Consider the following 16,542-nt stretch of genomic DNA (forward strand, 5'->3'; position numbering starts at 1 on the left):
TACCCATGAAACCGACCCGTCTGTTGTTGAACTGGCTTGGCGTATTGCTGGGTGTGGGCATCCTGCTGGGTACTGCGTCAGCGTTGCAGTTCAAGGTGCCCGACACCTTGCACTCAATCGCGTGGGGGCTGCTACTGGCACTGTTACTGCTCGCCTTGCTGGATGCGATGCGCCTGCGTAGCCGCCCTTCCCCCCGCGTGCAACGGCAGATGCCTGGGAGCCTGGCACTGGGCCGCTGGGGAGACATACGCCTGGCTATCGAACATGATTTCCGACAGCCGCTGAGCGTACAGGTATTCGATCATGTCCCTGACGGGTTGTCCGTAGAACACATGCCCCAATCCATAGCGCTGCGGCCCGGTGAACGCAGTGAACTGGGTTATCGCCTTCGCCCCATGCGGCGTGGGCATTTCAGTTTCAGCCGCTGCGAACTTCACCTGCCCAGCCCCATGGGCCTATGGTCAGCACGACGACTGATCGAGGTGAGCGATACCACCCGCGTCTACCCGGATTTCGCCCGCCTATACGGCGCCCAACTTCTGGGGGTGGACAATTGGCTGAACCAACTGGGTGTGCGCCAACACCAGCGGCGCGGCTTGGGACTGGAATTTCATCAGTTGCGAGAGTTTCGCGAGGGAGACAGCCTGCGACAGATCGACTGGAAGGCCACCGCCCGACAACGCACACCCATCGCTCGTGAATATCAGGATGAGCGTGACCAGCAGATCGTGTTCATGCTCGATTGCGGCCGCCGCATGCGCAGCCAGGACGATGAGCTGTCCCACTTTGACCATGCCCTGAATGCCTGCCTGTTGCTCAGCTATGTCGCTTTGCGCCAGGGTGATGCGGTTGGGCTGTGCACCTTTGCCGCTGACCTTCCACGCTATCTGGCGCCCGTCAAAGGCAGTAGCCAGCTGAACCTGTTGCTCAACGCGGTATATGACCTCGATACCACCCGACGGACTGCCGATTATCAGGCTGCGGCTAGCCAACTGCTGGCCCGGCAGAAACGGCGCGCATTGGTGATCGTGGTAACCAACCTGCGAGATGAGGATGATGAAACACTGCTGGCTGCCGTCAAGCGTATCAGTCGTCAACACAGGGTGCTCGTGGTCAGCCTGCGCGAGGAAGCCCTCGACCGACTGCGCCAAGCCCCCGTACAAACCTTGCCCGAAGCTTTGGCCTACAGCGGCACCATCGACTACCTGAATGCCCGCAACGAACTGCATGACCGCCTCAGCGCCCAAGGCCTGTCCCTATTGGACAGCTTGCCGTCTGAGCTCGGACCGGCGTTGATCACCCGCTACCTGGGATGGAAGAAAGCCGGGGTGCTCTGAAAATGCCTGCCAACGCGCATTACCTAAGCTGAAGCCTGCAAGGGATCAAAGCTGAAGTAATGCAACAAGACGTTGATCAACTGCCCATATTCCTCGGGTGCCTGGAGCACCCTGAACCCGGAGTCATACTGTTGCGGGTTGATATCCTCATGACTCCATAGGCAGCTCGCCGTGAGATCAATGGGATGGAAGGTGCCGTCAGCCGCCGGAATCTTCAAACGCAGCTCAAAGTCCACGTCGACCATCATGGGCAGTTGGCTGATTAACATCAGCCCATCTTCCGAGACATTGCCCAAAAACCCGATGGGCTTGTCGGTAAGACGATTAAACACTTGCAGAAAATAAGGTAACTGATGCCGCTCGATCCGCCGGTCAGTAAACATGGTGAGATCGCCATCCAATGGCCATGAGTGCGGCCGTGCCAGTGATTCGGAACGGGCAAGATCACCCGCTCTCCCTGAAACTCGGTGCGACAACAGGCAATCGCTTGCTGCTGGACAACCACCAAATCCGGGCCCCGCATGCGTTTGCACAGAAAGTTGTACAAACGAACACTCAAAGGATAGCCCATGACTGGCGATAGGCCAGTTATTAAATGACGAATACCATCACAATGAAGCCGGGCGCGGTTGCGCGATGCTTGCACCTGGGTAATGCCCCAGTTGTTGCAGGGTGTCGAGCCTCGCGCGGGCGCGGTAGGCGTACTCGCTCGACGGATACTGATTGATGATGAATTGATAGGTCTGTACCGCGTCGACGAAGAGTTTCTGCCGTTCCAGGCACTGCCCGCGCAACATCGAGACTTCCGGCTGCACATAACGTCGGCTGCGACTTTCACGGTCGACCTGGGACAACTCCAGGGTAACGCGCTCGCAGTCACCGACCTTGTAGGCGCGGTAGGCATTGTTCAGATGGTGGTCCATCGACCAACGAGTGCAGCCGACAACACTGACGGCCAGGGCAGCAATGAGCAAAATTCGCATGAGGGTTCTCCTGTCTTGTGCAGTGTATCGACCCCTCGTCGAAAATCTTCAAGGATGTTCGTATTCAGCCGCAACGAAAACAAGTCAATCATCGATAAGTAGTGCAAACGAACAATGACTACAACGAAAGAGCATAGTAGCCTTCCTCAGCGCTTGAACTCAGGAGTCTGTGCATGTCCGTCCGTCGTACCAAAATCGTCGCCACCCTTGGCCCGGCCAGCAACTCGCCGGAAGTCCTCGAACAGCTGATTCTGGCTGGTTTGGACGTTGCCCGTCTGAACTTCTCCCACGGCACCCCGGACGAGCACAAGGCTCGCGCCAAGTTGGTGCGTGACCTGGCCGCCAAGCACGGCCGCTTCGTCGCACTGCTGGGTGACCTGCAAGGCCCGAAGATCCGTATCGCCAAGTTCGCCAACAAGCGGATCGAGCTGAAGATCGGTGACCAATTCACCTTCTCCACCAGCCACCCGTTGACCGAAGGCAACCAGCAAGTCGTGGGTATCGACTACCCGGACCTGGTCAAGGACTGCGGCGTCGGTGACGAACTGTTGCTGGATGACGGTCGCGTGGTGATGCGCGTCGAAACCGCGACCCCGACTGAACTGCATTGCGTCGTACTGATCGGTGGTCCGCTGTCCGACCACAAAGGCATCAACCGTCGTGGTGGTGGCTTGACCGCACCGGCCCTGACGGAAAAAGACAAGGCCGACATCAAGCTCGCCGCCGAAATGGAAGTGGACTACCTCGCCGTGTCCTTCCCACGCGACGCCGCCGACATGGAATATGCCCGTAAACTGCGCGACGAAGCCGGCGGTACCGCCTGGCTGGTGGCGAAGATCGAACGCGCCGAAGCCGTGGCCGATGACGAAACCCTCGACGGCCTGATCAAGGCTTCCGACGCCGTGATGGTTGCCCGTGGCGACCTGGGCGTGGAAATCGGTGACGCCGAGCTGATCGGTATCCAGAAGAAGATCATCCTGCACGCACGCCGTCACAACAAAGCGGTGATCGTGGCGACCCAGATGATGGAGTCGATGATCCAGAACCCGATGCCGACTCGTGCCGAAGTGTCCGACGTGGCCAACGCCGTGCTCGACTACACCGATGCCGTGATGCTCTCGGCTGAAAGTGCCGCCGGCCCGTACCCGCTGGAAGCCGTGCAAGCCATGGCGCGTATCTGCCTCGGCGCTGAAAAGCACCCGACCAGCAAGACCTCCAGTCACCGCATCGGCAAAGAGTTCGAAAGCTGCGACCAGAGCATCGCCCTGGCGGCCATGTACACTGCGAACCACTTCCCCGGTGTGAAGGCGATCATCGCGCTGACCGAGAGTGGCTACACGCCGTTGATCATGTCGCGCATCCGTTCCTCGGTGCCGATCTACGCGTTCACCCCGCACCGTGAAGCCCAGGCGCGCACCGCGCTGTTCCGTGGCGTGTACACCGTTCCGTTCGATCCGGCTTCGCTGGCACCGAACGAAGTCAGCCAGAAAGCTATCGACGAGCTGGTCAAACGTGGCGTCGTAGAGAAAGGCGACTGGGTCATCCTGACCAAGGGCGACAGCTACCACACCACCGGTGGCACCAATGGCATGAAGATCCTGCACGTGGGCGACCCGCAGGTCTGAGTGACAGGCTGAAAAATCAAAGCCCCGCCCTTTAAATGGCGGGGCTTTTTGCTTTCTCAGGACCGGTTGATAAACCCCGACAACGCCGCAATCGCCTCCGGCGACCTCAACCGCTGGGTAAATAAAGCGCCCTCTTCCTCGATCACTTGGCGCAATTGCTCGCGGTCCACACTCTTCATAAGTTGCTTAGTCACTTGCACCGCGCCCGGCGCCAGGGTCTCAAAGCGCTCGGCCATTTCCCGCGCCATGGCCAGTGCCGCCTCGCCGCTGCCCAACGCCTCGGTAGCAATCCCCCACGCCGCCGCCTGTTCGCCGCTGAAGCCCTCGCCCAGCAGCAATAACTCAGCCGCCTTGGCGTGCCCCAACAGCCTCGGCAGGATCAGGCTCGAACCAAACTCCGGACACAGCCCCAGGTTGACGAACGGCATGCGCAGCCGCGCATCCCGACTGATGTACACCAGATCGCAGTGCAGCAACAGCGTTGTACCAATACCCACCGCAACGCCGGCCACGGCGGCAATCACCGGTTTGCGACAGTTGAGCAGGCTTTTCATGAAATAAAACGGTGGGCTGTCGAGCGTGCTGGGCGGTTGTTCGAGAAAATCGCCAATGTCGTTGCCGGCGGTAAAGCAGTCACTGCTGCCCTGGATCAGCACGCAGCGGATATCCACATCCGCATCGGCCTGCTCGAGCGCCTCGGCCAATTGGGTATACATGGCCCGAGTCAGCGCATTTTTCTTCTCGGGACGATTGAGCTGCAGGATCAGCAGCCCGCGTTCACGGTGCTGCAGGATGGCGTCAGTCATGGCAGATCTCGCGGCTGTAGAGTTCAGCGCTCAACCACGGGGCAGGAACACATCGGCCAGCAGTTGATTACGCGGCAATCCCGCCAGGAACAGACGCTTGGAAAACGCCTCGACACTGGCCGGGTGCCCGCAGAGTAAAGCCAGAGTTTGCCGCGAAACAAGCCGCAGTTGCGCCAATGCCTGGGTCGCCTGCGCCCCTGTCCACAGCTCCACCGTCACATTGGGATGCTGTGCAGCCAGCTGCGCCAGGGGTTCGGCCAAGTAATGCCCGTCAGCATCATGGGCCAGGTGAATCACGCGGATGTCGCCCTGATGATCCTGGCGCAAAGCCTCACGCAACACCCCCCAGAGCGGCCCCAGGCCCGTGCCGGACGCCAGCAGCCACAGCGGTCGACGTTGCCAGTCGGAGTCGTACTGCAGCGCGCCGCCGCGCAGCTCGCCCAGGCGCAGACGGTCGCCCACCTGCAATTGACGGGCAAGATCACTGAATTCGCCGGGCAGACGGCAATCGAGATGAAACTCCAGGAACGCATCCTCCTGGGGCAAGCTCGCCAAGGAGTAGGGCCGCGCCACCTGACCTGCCCATAGCACCAGATGCTGCCCGGCCCGGTAGCGCAGGCCACGCTCGGGTTGCAGGCGCAGGCGCAGCACGCTCGGGCTCAACCAATCCACACCCACCACCTGGGCCGGCAACCCGTCACGTGTCGGATCAAAGTTTTCGACGCGCAAATCCCCGCGAACCTGGCACTGACATGCCAAGCGCCAGCCGTCCTGGCGTTGCGCCGGGCTCAAAGCCTCGGGTTGCTTGTCCTCGACCTCCCCCTCGCATCGCACCAGGCACGCATGGCAACTGCCGGCGCGGCAACTGTAAGGCACGGCCGCACCGGCCTGGTTCAAGGCATCCAGCAAGTTGCTGCCGGAAGAGACCGACCAATGGCGTTCGCCGACGTAGAGTTCAGGCATATAAGGACTCAATCACAAGGGAGCGCGCACAGGGAATCATGCCTGCGACAGTTTGACCATAGTCGGGTGTATCGGCCACCGAGCCGGGTTATACTGCCGCGCCTTTTTAGCGTCGCGCCTGCACCAGTGGCGTGCCTTGGAAAGGTGGTTTCAGCCGACCGATGCACCCCACTGAAGCCACCTTATTGAATGTTCCCTTATAGAGGAGCGCGACTCATGACCGTGATCAAGCAAGACGACCTGATTCAGAGCGTTGCCGACGCCCTGCAATTCATTTCCTACTACCACCCCGTTGATTTCATCCAGGCCATGCACGAAGCCTACCTGCGCGAAGAATCGCCAGCGGCCCGTGACTCCATTGCCCAGATCCTGATCAACTCGCGCATGTGCGCCACCGGCCATCGCCCGATCTGCCAGGACACCGGTATCGTCACCGTGTTCGTGCGCGTGGGCATGGACGTACGTTGGGATGGCGCCACCATGGGCCTGGACGACATGATCAACGAAGGCGTGCGTCGCGCCTACAACCTGCCGGAAAACGTCCTGCGTGCCTCTATCCTGGCCGACCCGGCCGGTGCGCGTAAGAACACCAAGGACAACACCCCTGCGGTCATCCACTACTCCATCGTCCCGGGCAACACCGTGGAAGTGGACGTGGCGGCCAAGGGCGGCGGTTCCGAGAACAAATCGAAAATGGCCATGCTCAACCCGTCCGACTCGATCGTCGACTGGGTGCTGAAGACCGTTCCGACCATGGGCGCCGGCTGGTGCCCACCGGGCATGCTCGGCATCGGCATCGGCGGCACCGCCGAGAAAGCCGCGGTGATGGCCAAGGAAGTGTTGATGGAATCCATCGACATCCACGAGCTGAAAAAACGCGGCCCGCAAAACCGTATCGAAGAGATGCGCCTGGAGCTGTTCGAGAAGGTCAACCAACTGGGCATCGGCGCCCAGGGCCTGGGTGGCCTGACCACCGTGCTCGACGTGAAGATCATGGACTACCCGACCCACGCCGCGTCGCTGCCGGTGTGCATGATCCCCAACTGCGCCGCCACCCGTCACGCCCATTTCGTGCTCGACGGTTCGGGCCCAGCGTCGCTGGAAGCGCCACCGCTGGACGCCTACCCGGAAATCGTCTGGGAAGCCGGCCCGTCGGCCCGCCGCGTCAACCTCGACACCCTGACCCCGGAAGAAGTGCAGAGCTGGAAGCCGGGAGAAACCGTGTTGCTCAACGGCAAGATGCTCACCGGCCGCGACGCCGCGCACAAGCGCATGGTCGAGATGCTGAACAAGGGCGAAACCCTGCCGGTGGACCTCAAGGGTCGCTTCATCTACTACGTCGGTCCGGTTGATCCGGTGCGCGAAGAAGTGGTTGGCCCGGCGGGCCCGACCACCGCGACGCGGATGGACAAGTTCACCCGTCAGATCCTCGAACAAACGGGCCTGTTGGGCATGATCGGCAAATCCGAGCGCGGCCCGACCGCCATCGAAGCGATCAAGGACCACAAGGCCGTGTACCTGATGGCCGTGGGCGGCGCCGCTTACCTGGTGGCGCAAGCCATCAAGAAGTCGCGCGTTGTCGCGTTCGCCGAACTGGGTATGGAAGCGATCTACGAGTTCGACGTGAAAGACATGCCGGTGACCGTTGCTGTCGACAGCAAGGGCGAATCCGTGCACATCACCGGTCCTGCCATCTGGCAGAAAAAGATCAGTGAAAGCCTGGCGGTAGAAGTGCAGTAAGTGCTTCTGTGGTGAGGGGCCAGCCCCCTCACCACAACTGCTTGCCCCTCATGGTATGGTGCACTCCCTTACCGTGCCTGCCCATCACCGTATGATCGTAATCCCTCGCCCCCTGCGCCTGACTTTCTACTCCCTGCTGATCATCGCCGGTGCGCTGCTGGCCGCGGCCTTGGCGACACGCCATGCCGAACGCCAAGCCCTGGTAGACGATGCCGCTCGTGCCAATCAGCAACTTGCGCTGTATGCCAATTCGTTGCACACCCTGATTGAACGCTACCGAGCCCTGCCCGCCGTGCTGGCGCTGGACTCGGAGATGATCAATGCCTTGAAGGGCCCGCTGGATACCGCCACCCAGGACCTGCTCAACCGCAAACTGGAACGCATCAACGGCGCGGCGCAGTCGTCCACCCTGGAATTGATGGACCGCACTGGCCTGGCCGTGGCCGCCAGTAACTGGAACCTGCCCAGCAGTTATGTGGGACACAACTACGCGTTCCGCCCCTATTTCAGCCAAACCCTGAGCCAAGGCACCGGGCGTTTTTACGCGGTGGGCGTGACCACTGGCATTCCCGGTTACTTCCTCTCCAGCGCGGTGGTCGATGAACACGAACAGTTCCTCGGCGCCATGGTGGTCAAGCTGGAGTTCCCCGAACTTGAACGCGAATGGGCCCAAGGCAATGACCTGCTGCTGGTCAGCGACGCCCGTGGCATCGTGTTCATCGCCAACCAGCCCGGCTGGCGCTATCGCAACCTGCGGCCGTTAACGGCCAGCGACCTTGCCGAACTCAAGGCCACTCGCCAATACGACAAGAAACACCTGCAGGCGCTGGAAACCAGCACCCTGCAACGCTTCGACGAAAACAGCCATCTGATGCGCGTCAACGGTCCGGATGGCAGTGCCAATTACATTTGGGAATCGCTGCCGCTGAAGGCCGAAGGCTGGACCCTGCACTTGCTGCGCAAGCCGCAATTCGCGTTTGAAGATCAGCGCAACGCCGGGTTGGCCGCCGCCGGCTCCTGGCTGGCGCTGGTGTTCCTGGTGCTGTTCCTGACCCAACGCTGGCGCCTGGCCCGCTTGCGCCAGCGCAGCCGCGAGGAACTTGAGCAACTGGTGGAAGAACGCACCCAGGCGCTGCGCACCGCTCAGGATGGCCTGGTGCAGTCGGCCAAACTGGCGGCATTGGGGCAGATGTCCGCCGCCCTCGCCCATGAAATCAATCAGCCGCTGACCGCCCAACGCATGCAATTGGCCACCTTGCGCCTGCTGCTGGACCATGGCCGTGTCGACGACGCCTACCAGGCGCTCACCCCACTGGACGACATGCTCACGCGCATGGCCGCGCTCACCGGCCATCTCAAGACCTTCGCGCGCAAAAGCCCCAGTGGCCTGCGTGAACGCCTGGACTTGGCCACCGTGGTCGACCAATCCCTGCACTTGCTCGATGCGCGCCTGCGCGACGAATCCATCGGCGTGGTGCTGGACCTGACCCGCCCCGCCTGGGTGCGTGGCGATGCGATCCGCCTGGAACAGGTATTGATCAACCTGCTGCGCAACGCCCTTGACGCCATGGTCGACAAGCCACGCAAACGCCTGGAAATCCGCCTGCATGCCGATGAGCAGTTGTGGCAACTCACCGTCAGCGACAGCGGCGGCGGGATTGCCGAAGAACACCTGAACAGCGTGTTCGACCCGTTCTTCACCACCAAACCTGTGGGTGATGGCCTCGGCTTGGGGCTGGCGGTGTCCTACGCTATCGTGCACGAATTGGGTGGCCGCCTGATCGCCAGCAACCGTGGCGACGGCGCGGTTTTCACCCTGACCCTGCCTATCGCGCTGGAGACGCCCGACCTATGTTGAACGCGGTGATTGTGGTCGACGACGAAGCCAGCATCCGCACGGCCGTCGAGCAGTGGTTGAGCCTGTCGGGCTTTGAGGTACAGCTATTCAGCCGCGCCGAAGAATGCCTGACGCAATTGCCCAAGGATTTTCCCGGAGTGATCCTGAGCGACGTGCGCATGCCAGGTCTCAGCGGCCTGGAACTGTTGGCTGAAGTGCAGCGCCGTGATGGGGATTTGCCGGTGATATTGCTGACGGGCCACGGCGATGTGCCAATGGCCGTTGAAGCCATGCGCGACGGCGCCTACGACTTCCTGGAAAAACCCTTCAGCCCCGACGCCCTGCTCAACAGCCTGCGCCGCGCCTTGGACAAGCGTGGATTGATTCTGGAAAACCGTCGCCTGCATCAACAGGCCGATCATCGCGCACAGTTGGAGTCGACCCTTTTAGGCGTGTCTCGAGGTTTGCAGACCCTACGCCGCCAGGTGCTGGATTTGGCAAGCCTGCCGGTCAATGTGCTGATCCGTGGCGAGACCGGCAGTGGCAAGGAACTGGTTGCCCGTTGCCTGCATGACTTCGGCCCACGGGCGAAAAAACCCTTTGTGGCCCTCAACTGCGCGGCGATCCCCGAGCAGTTGTTCGAGGCCGAGCTGTTCGGCCACGAAAGCGGCGCCTTTACCGGCGCCCAGGGCAAGCGCATCGGCAAACTGGAATATGCCCACGGCGGTACGCTGTTCCTCGACGAAATCGAAAGCATGCCCCTGGCCCAACAAGTGAAACTGCTGCGCGTGTTGCAGGAACAGAAACTGGAACGCCTGGGCTCCAACCAAAGTATCCACGTGGACCTGCGCATCATCGCCGCCACCAAACCAGACCTGTTGGAAGAGGCCCGCGCCGGACGCTTTCGCGAAGACCTGGCTTATCGTTTGAACGTCGCGCAATTGCGCCTGCCGCCTTTGCGTGAACGCCGCGAAGATATTCCGCTGCTGTTCGACCACTTTGCACAGAGCGCCGCCGAGCGCCTGGGCCGTAGCGTCGAGCCGCTGAGCGGTGCGCAACTGGGGCGTCTGCTCAGCCATGACTGGCCAGGTAACGTGCGCGAATTGGCCAACGTCGCCGAACGCCAGGTATTGGGCCTTGGCGAACCGGAGCCGGAAGGCGTCGAGGCCGGGCAATCGTTGGCGGCGCAGCAGGAGGCGTTTGAAGCGCATTGCCTGAAAGCTGCACTGACGCGGCACAAGGGCGATATCAAGGCGGTGCTGGCCGAGCTGCAACTGCCTCGGCGAACCTTGAATGAAAAGATGCAGCGCCATGGGTTGGTGCGGGAGATGTTTCTCTAGCGACCTTCAGACCGCCATCGCAGGCAAGCCAGCGCCCACATTTTGAACTGTGAATACATTTCCAATGTGGGCGCTGGCTTGCCTGCGAAGAGGCCGGTGGCCATAAGCGGATTTCCGCTTATTACCTGAAAATCATCAGCGACTTTCCGCTCAAAAAAATCCTCTGACCCTTCTATTCCGGGCCTTCATCTACCTGGCACAGCTCCTGCTATAGCCCAAACCAGGCAGTGCTCAAGCACGCTCCACAAAAACAATTAGATGAAGGATCCTTCAATGGATAACTCCAACTCCCTGCCTCTGGGGTCGGCGGCTGCGCCGGCAAAAGCACGCACCACTTCCAGCCGGATCAAATCGATCTTCAGCGGATCGGTCGGCAACATGGTCGAGTGGTACGACTGGTACGTCTACGCCGCCTTCTCGCTGTACTTCGCCAAAGCCTTTTTCCCGAAAGGCGACACCACCGCCCAACTGCTCAACACCGCCGCGATCTTCGCTGTGGGTTTCCTGATGCGCCCGATCGGTGGCTGGTTGATGGGCCTGTACGCCGACAAAGTCGGGCGTAAAAAAGCCCTGATGGCCTCGGTCTACCTGATGTGCTTCGGCTCGCTGCTGATTGCCCTGAGCCCAGGCTATGAAATAATCGGTATCGGTGCACCGATCCTGCTGGTGTTCGCCCGTTTGCTGCAGGGACTGTCGGTCGGCGGCGAATACGGCACCTCCGCCACTTATCTCAGCGAGATGGCGACCAAGGAACGTCGTGGTTTCTACTCCAGCTTCCAGTATGTGACCCTGATCTCGGGCCAGCTCATCGCCCTGGCCGTACTGATCGTGCTGCAACAAGTGCTGACCACCGAGCAACTGTATGCGTGGGGCTGGCGTATCCCGTTCGCCATCGGCGCGCTGTGCGCAGTCGTCGCGCTGTACCTGCGTCGCGGCATGGAAGAAACCGAGTCGTTCACCAAGAAAGAAAAAGCCAAGGAAAGCGCGATGCGCACCTTGATGCGTCACCCCAAGGAACTGCTGACCGTAGTCGGCCTGACCATGGGCGGCACGCTGGCTTTCTACACCTACACCACCTACATGCAGAAATACCTGGTGAACACGGTCGGCATGAGCATTTCCGACTCCACCACCATCTCGGCGGCGACGCTGTTCCTGTTCATGTGCCTGCAACCCATCGTCGGCGGGCTGTCGGATAAAGTCGGCCGTCGGCCAATCCTGATTGCCTTCGGCATCCTCGGCACCCTGTTCACCGTGCCGATCCTCACCACCCTGCACACCATCCAAAGCTGGTGGGGCGCGTTCTTCCTGATCATGGCGGCGCTGATCATCGTCAGTGGCTACACCTCGATCAACGCGGTAGTGAAGGCCGAGCTGTTCCCCACCGAAATCCGCGCCCTCGGCGTGGGCCTGCCGTACGCCCTGACCGTATCGATCTTCGGCGGCACCGCTGAATACATCGCGCTGTGGTTCAAGAGCATCGGCATGGAGACCGGCTACTACTGGTACGTGACCGCGTGCATCGCGGTGTCGCTGGCGGTCTACGTGACCATGAAGGACACCCGTAAACACTCGCGCATTACCACGGACTAAAGGCCTGTCTCGGTAAAACATGTGGGAGCGGCGATGCGACGATTCGACTTGCTCCCACATTGGGTATGATGCATGCCCCAGAACCGAGTAGGGAACAGGCCATGTCCGACGCTATCCATTTCTACGAACCCGCCAACGGCCACGGCCTGCCCCATGACCCGTTCAATGCCATCGTTGGTCCACGGCCGATCGGCTGGATTTCGTCACACGACCGTGAAGGTCGCCTGAACCTGGCGCCCTACAGCTTCTTCAATGCGTTCAACTACATTCCGCCGATCATTGGGTTTTCCAGTGTCGGGCGCAAAGACAGCCTGAACAACATCGAACAAACCGGCGAGTTTGTCTGGAACCTGGCGACCCGCCCGCTGGCCGAGCAGATGAACCAGAGTTGCGCCGCCGTTTCCCCCGAAGTCAACGAGTTCGAGTTGTCCGGCCTGACGCCGGTGGCGTCGAAGATTGTTGGCGTGCCACGGGTGGGCGAGAGCCCGGTGTCGTTCGAATGCAAGGTGACGCAAATCATCCAGCTGCAACGTGCGGACAAGGCGTTGGTGCCGAGCTGGCTGGTGCTAGGCGAGGTGGTCGCGGTGCACATTGCCAAGTGGCTGCTCAAGGACGGGGTCTACGACACCGCCGCCGCCGAGCCGATCTTGCGCGGTGGTGGCCCGGCGGATTACTTCCAGTTGGGGCCGGAGGCGCTGTTCAAGATGTACCGGCCAGGCACCACCAAACCCTGACTGAAATACAATAAAAAGTGGGAGGGGGCTTGCCCCCGATAGCAATGGCACATTCAACATCTTTGTTGACTGACGCACGGCTATCGGGGGCAAGCCCCTCCCACATTGGATTGTCGGCGTTGCTCAGTTGGCGGCGCTGGCCCAGGCCAGTTGACCTTCTTCATCCACTCCGATCAACCGCTCAAGCTGCACAGTGGCGGCATCATCCGCATCAGAAGCCGTCTTGAACGTCTGTCCATCAAGGATCTTGTGAAACTGCGGTGCGCCCATGCCATCCAGTGCCTTGACGGCGACGGCGGCGCTGTAGCCACCCTCCCCCGGTACTACGGCGGAAACGGCTTCGTGGTGGGCAAATTGTTTACGTGCCATGTTGCAGGTCCTGGCCAATGGAAAAGTTGGCCATTCTAAACCTGATCAGCCGGCGAGTTGCAGGTACTCGCCGTAGGCGTGTGCAGCGGATGCATCGGTAAAGGTTTGGAAGTCCATGCTGCGCACGACCATGTCGTTCAACAGTTCGGTGAAGATCATCAGGGCCGGAGAGTTGAAGTAGGCGCTCATCGCCTGCTCGCTGCTCCAGAAACCGGAGATCAACCAGACATCGGGATCGACTTGGGAATGCTGCAACGAGAATTGCAGGCAACCCTGAGCCTGACGACCCGGTTCGATCAAACTGCTCAAGCGTGCACCGAGTTCGGTGCTGCACCCGGTGCGGGCGCGGATAAAGGCCATATGGCTCGCGGGAATGGGGGTGGACATGTTCGACTCTCCCGTTGAGAAGTGATGCTCGGCAAGCACTGTGAGGGCGTGTTGCCACAGGATCAAAGATAATGGCGCGGGTGCGGGCGCGGTTAGTCGATTCCTGCTGGCTTATTGCACAATCCTGCGAGAAGCGCAGATAGGACGTTTGGCCCCGGCAATTATTCCAAGGGCAACCGCCTTGTTTCAGGGAGATGACAGCCCCTACGATTGCCTGATTCACGATGCGTCGCAGGATCAGGCAAGGATTGTGCAGAATCGACGTAACACTTTTTAGAAAGCCGCCGCTAAGCTGAGCCCATCGAAGTAGCCAGTAGAGGACGCTCCATGTCGTCGCCCGAACATACAGCCATCCCCCTCGATGCCGAGATGGAAAAGCAGCGCGCCGAGCTGGCCAGCATCGTGCATCGGCACACCTGGGAGGACGGCTCCTACGGTACAGCCATCACAACCTTGTTCCTGAACCGCCACAACACGCCGCGCGACTTCATGCCGGTGCTGGTGGAGCCTGCCCTGTGCATCCTGGCCAGCGGCAGCAAGGAAGTGCGCCTGGCCGACGAGATCTTTGCCTACGACCCGCTCAACTACCTGGTGTTCTCGGTGGCGATGCCGGTGGCCGGACGGATCATCGATGCCACCCCGGAAGACCCGAACCTGTCGGTGCGCATCAATATCGACCCGGCGCAACTGACGGCCTTGATCGCAGAAGCAGGCCCGATGGGCGTGCCGTCGCGCCCGACGTCCCGCGGCATGTACGTCGACCGCATCGACAACCAGTTGCTCGACGCTGTGCTGCGCCTGGCGCGGTTGCTGGATACGCCCAAAGACATCGCCATGCTTGCGCCATTGATCAACCGGGAAATCCTCTACCGTCTGTTGCGGGGGCCGCAGGGTTATCGGCTGTATGAAATCGCCGTGGCCAACAGTCAGAGCCATCGGGTCAGCCAGGCGATCACGTGGTTGAACGGCAACTACGAGCAACCGCTGCGCATCGATGACCTGGCCAAGGCAGTGAACCTCAGCGTCTCGACCCTGCACCACCGCTTCAAGGCGATCACCGCCATGAGCCCGTTGCAGTATCAGAAGCAGTTGCGCTTGCAGGAAGCGCGACGGTTGATGATTGCCGAAGGGTTGGAAGCGTCGGCAGCGGGGTATCGCGTGGGGTATGAAAGCCCGTCGCAGTTCAGTCGGGAGTACAGCCGGCTGTTTGGGGCGCCGCCCCTTAGAGACTTGGCCCGACTGCGCCAAAGCATCTGACCAAATGAAGATCAACATGTGGGAGCTGGCTTGCCTGCGATAGCGGTCTGTCTGTGCCAGATGAGTTGGCTGATACACCGCTATCGCAGGCAAGCCAGCTCCCACATTGGGGCCGCATACATTCAGTCTAATCCGCGAGGGAGTTGCAAGGTCACGCGCAAGCCACCCTCGCGCAGATTCTGCAGACTCACTTCGCCGCCATGGCTGTGCGCAATGTTGCGCGCAATTCCCAGGCCCAGGCCGTAGCCCTGTTGCTGCCCAGCCAGGCGGAAGTGCGGTTCAAACACCTGCTCCAACCGCTGCTCCGGCACGCCGGGGCCTTCGTCATCCACGTGCAGAACGAACTCCGCGCCGTCGTCCTCGATGTACAGGTGGGCGTTCTGGCCATACTTCAACGCGTTGTCGATCAAGTTGCCGATGCAGCGCTTGAGCGCCAGCGGTTTGCCCGGATAAGTCGTCAACGCCCGGCCATGCTGGGTAACGCGGCCATTGCCGTTCGGCGCCAGGTACGGTTCCACCAGGCAGTCGAGCACGTGGTTCAGGTCGACCGGTTCGATGTTTTCGTGGATATCGGTGTCTTTCACGCATTGCAGCGCGCCTTTCACCAGCAACTCCAACTCATCCAGGTCGCGGCCGAACTTGGTTTGCAGGTTCTCGTCTTCAAGCAATTCCACGCGCAGACGCAGGCGAGTAATCGGGGTGCGCAAGTCGTGGGAAATCGCGCTGAACAACTGGCTGCGCTCGGTCAGGTAACGGCTGATGCGCTCACGCATGGCGTTGAACGCACGGCCCACTTCCACCACTTCACTGCCGCCGCCTTCGGCCACCGGCTCTACGTCGGCCCCCAGGGACATGTCCCGCGCCGCCCGCGCCAGGCGCTTGAGGGGCCGGCTCTGCCAGTGCACCAGCAAGCCGATGAACAGCAGCAGGAAACCACTGGTCAGCACGATAAACCACACCTGCTGGGACGGCAGGCCCTGTTCTTCCAGGCTGGTGTAGGGCTCGGGCAACAGCGAGGCGATGTACAGCCATTCGCCGGGCGCGAGCTGGATCTGGGTAACCAGTACCGGTGGGTTAACCGGTTCCAGGGTCAACGCGTAATGGGCCCAGGAGCGTGGCAGTTCGTCGAGTTTCAGGCCGGCATTGAAGATACGCAGGTCTTCGGCGCTGACGAACTCCACGGAGATATGCACATCGGCGCCGAGGGTTTGTTTCAACACTTCGTTGACCGCTTCAAGCACTGCCTGCTTGCGCGGTGTCTGCGGCAGGATGGCCATGTCCAACGGGCGATCATTGAGGGTCACGACGAAACGGGTGCCGCCCATGCTGCGCAATTGGTCCAGCACCAACGGTCGATATGCCACCGGCAACGAACGGAAATAACTCACGCTGGCGGTCATCGAATGCGCCAGGCTGCGGGCGCTGGTGACCAGGCCTTCGAGCTGAGTGGCGCGTAATTGCGAGACCCAGATCACACTGGACAGCGCCTGGGCAAACAGCACCGCCAGCAGTGTCAGCAGCAGCATGCGCCCCAGCAACGAGCGTGGCACCGGGAAGCGGCGACGGCGCTC

15 protein-coding genes are annotated in these 16,542 nt (G+C 61.1%); 8 read left to right on the forward strand and 7 right to left on the reverse strand.

Annotated features, from left to right (window positions below; translation table 11 throughout):
* Positions 1 to 5: 5 nt before the first annotated feature.
* A complete protein-coding gene (locus tag AB4N92_RS06410; RefSeq protein ID WP_010208058.1) occupies positions 6 to 1,337 on the forward strand; it encodes a DUF58 domain-containing protein in 1,332 nt (443 codons plus the stop codon).
* Positions 1,338 to 1,360: 23 nt separating this feature from the next.
* On the opposite strand, the gene AB4N92_RS06415 is transcribed toward AB4N92_RS06410, so the two are convergent.
* Entirely contained in the window at positions 1,361 to 1,720 is a 360-nt protein-coding gene (locus tag AB4N92_RS06415; RefSeq protein ID WP_010208057.1) for a PilZ domain-containing protein, read from the reverse strand.
* Between the two features lie 225 nt (positions 1,721 to 1,945).
* Entirely contained in the window at positions 1,946 to 2,320 is a 375-nt protein-coding gene (locus AB4N92_RS06420) for a tol-pal system YbgF family protein (protein WP_010208056.1), read from the reverse strand.
* A gap of 173 nt (positions 2,321 to 2,493) precedes the next feature.
* Between AB4N92_RS06420 and pyk the strand changes: the two genes are divergently transcribed.
* Complete coding sequence (pyk, locus tag AB4N92_RS06425) at positions 2,494 to 3,945, forward strand: pyruvate kinase (RefSeq protein ID WP_010208055.1); 1,452 nt, start codon at positions 2,494 to 2,496, stop codon at positions 3,943 to 3,945.
* Positions 3,946 to 4,001: 56 nt separating this feature from the next.
* Here the strand turns inward: pyk and AB4N92_RS06430 are convergent, their stop codons facing one another.
* Together AB4N92_RS06430 and AB4N92_RS06435 are read right to left on the reverse strand one after the other, a co-directional pair.
* Positions 4,002 to 4,751: an enoyl-CoA hydratase-related protein gene (locus AB4N92_RS06430; RefSeq protein WP_010208054.1), complete on the reverse strand. Its 750-nt coding sequence runs from the start codon at positions 4,749 to 4,751 to the stop codon at positions 4,002 to 4,004.
* A gap of 30 nt (positions 4,752 to 4,781) precedes the next feature.
* Complete coding sequence (locus tag AB4N92_RS06435) at positions 4,782 to 5,714, reverse strand: iron-sulfur-binding ferredoxin reductase (protein WP_236266853.1); 933 nt, start codon at positions 5,712 to 5,714, stop codon at positions 4,782 to 4,784.
* A gap of 216 nt (positions 5,715 to 5,930) precedes the next feature.
* On the opposite strand from AB4N92_RS06435, the gene AB4N92_RS06440 reads away from it, so the two are divergent.
* The 5 genes from AB4N92_RS06440 to AB4N92_RS06460 all read left to right on the forward strand — a co-directional run bounded on the left by AB4N92_RS06440 (position 5,931) and on the right by AB4N92_RS06460 (position 12,958).
* On the forward strand, positions 5,931 to 7,454 hold the full coding sequence (locus tag AB4N92_RS06440; protein ID WP_010208051.1) for a fumarate hydratase: 1,524 nt from the start codon (positions 5,931 to 5,933) through the stop codon (positions 7,452 to 7,454).
* A gap of 91 nt (positions 7,455 to 7,545) precedes the next feature.
* Positions 7,546 to 9,312, forward strand: a complete 1,767-nt coding sequence (locus AB4N92_RS06445) for an ATP-binding protein (RefSeq protein ID WP_010208050.1) — start codon at positions 7,546 to 7,548, stop codon at positions 9,310 to 9,312.
* The gene (locus AB4N92_RS06450) at positions 9,306 to 10,631 is read left to right on the forward strand and encodes a sigma-54-dependent transcriptional regulator (RefSeq protein WP_183702537.1); all 1,326 of its coding nucleotides are present in this window, start codon (positions 9,306 to 9,308) and stop codon (positions 10,629 to 10,631) included. Before AB4N92_RS06445 ends, AB4N92_RS06450 begins: the two co-directional genes overlap by 7 nt.
* Positions 10,632 to 10,904: 273 nt before the next feature.
* A complete protein-coding gene (locus AB4N92_RS06455; protein ID WP_010208048.1) occupies positions 10,905 to 12,224 on the forward strand; it encodes an MFS transporter in 1,320 nt (439 codons plus the stop codon).
* A gap of 101 nt (positions 12,225 to 12,325) precedes the next feature.
* A complete protein-coding gene (locus tag AB4N92_RS06460) occupies positions 12,326 to 12,958 on the forward strand; it encodes a flavin reductase family protein (protein WP_021491216.1) in 633 nt (210 codons plus the stop codon).
* Between the two features lie 123 nt (positions 12,959 to 13,081).
* Here the strand turns inward: AB4N92_RS06460 and AB4N92_RS06465 are convergent, their stop codons facing one another.
* Together AB4N92_RS06465 and AB4N92_RS06470 are read right to left on the reverse strand one after the other, a co-directional pair.
* Positions 13,082 to 13,327, reverse strand: a complete 246-nt coding sequence (locus tag AB4N92_RS06465) for a hypothetical protein (RefSeq protein ID WP_010208043.1) — start codon at positions 13,325 to 13,327, stop codon at positions 13,082 to 13,084.
* A 45-nt stretch (positions 13,328 to 13,372) separates the two neighbouring features.
* Positions 13,373 to 13,714, reverse strand: a complete 342-nt coding sequence (locus AB4N92_RS06470; protein ID WP_010208042.1) for an antibiotic biosynthesis monooxygenase family protein — start codon at positions 13,712 to 13,714, stop codon at positions 13,373 to 13,375.
* Positions 13,715 to 14,041: 327 nt separating this feature from the next.
* Between AB4N92_RS06470 and AB4N92_RS06475 the strand changes: the two genes are divergently transcribed.
* Positions 14,042 to 14,971, forward strand: a complete 930-nt coding sequence (locus tag AB4N92_RS06475) for an AraC family transcriptional regulator (RefSeq protein WP_010208041.1) — start codon at positions 14,042 to 14,044, stop codon at positions 14,969 to 14,971.
* Positions 14,972 to 15,093: 122 nt separating this feature from the next.
* Here AB4N92_RS06475 and AB4N92_RS06480 read toward each other — a convergent pair whose 3' ends face one another.
* Positions 15,094 to 16,521: an ATP-binding protein gene (locus AB4N92_RS06480; protein ID WP_010208040.1), complete on the reverse strand. Its 1,428-nt coding sequence runs from the start codon at positions 16,519 to 16,521 to the stop codon at positions 15,094 to 15,096.
* Between the last annotated feature and the right edge of the window lie 21 nt (positions 16,522 to 16,542).

The sequence above is a fragment of the Pseudomonas sp. S3_A09 genome, from assembly GCF_054668065.1.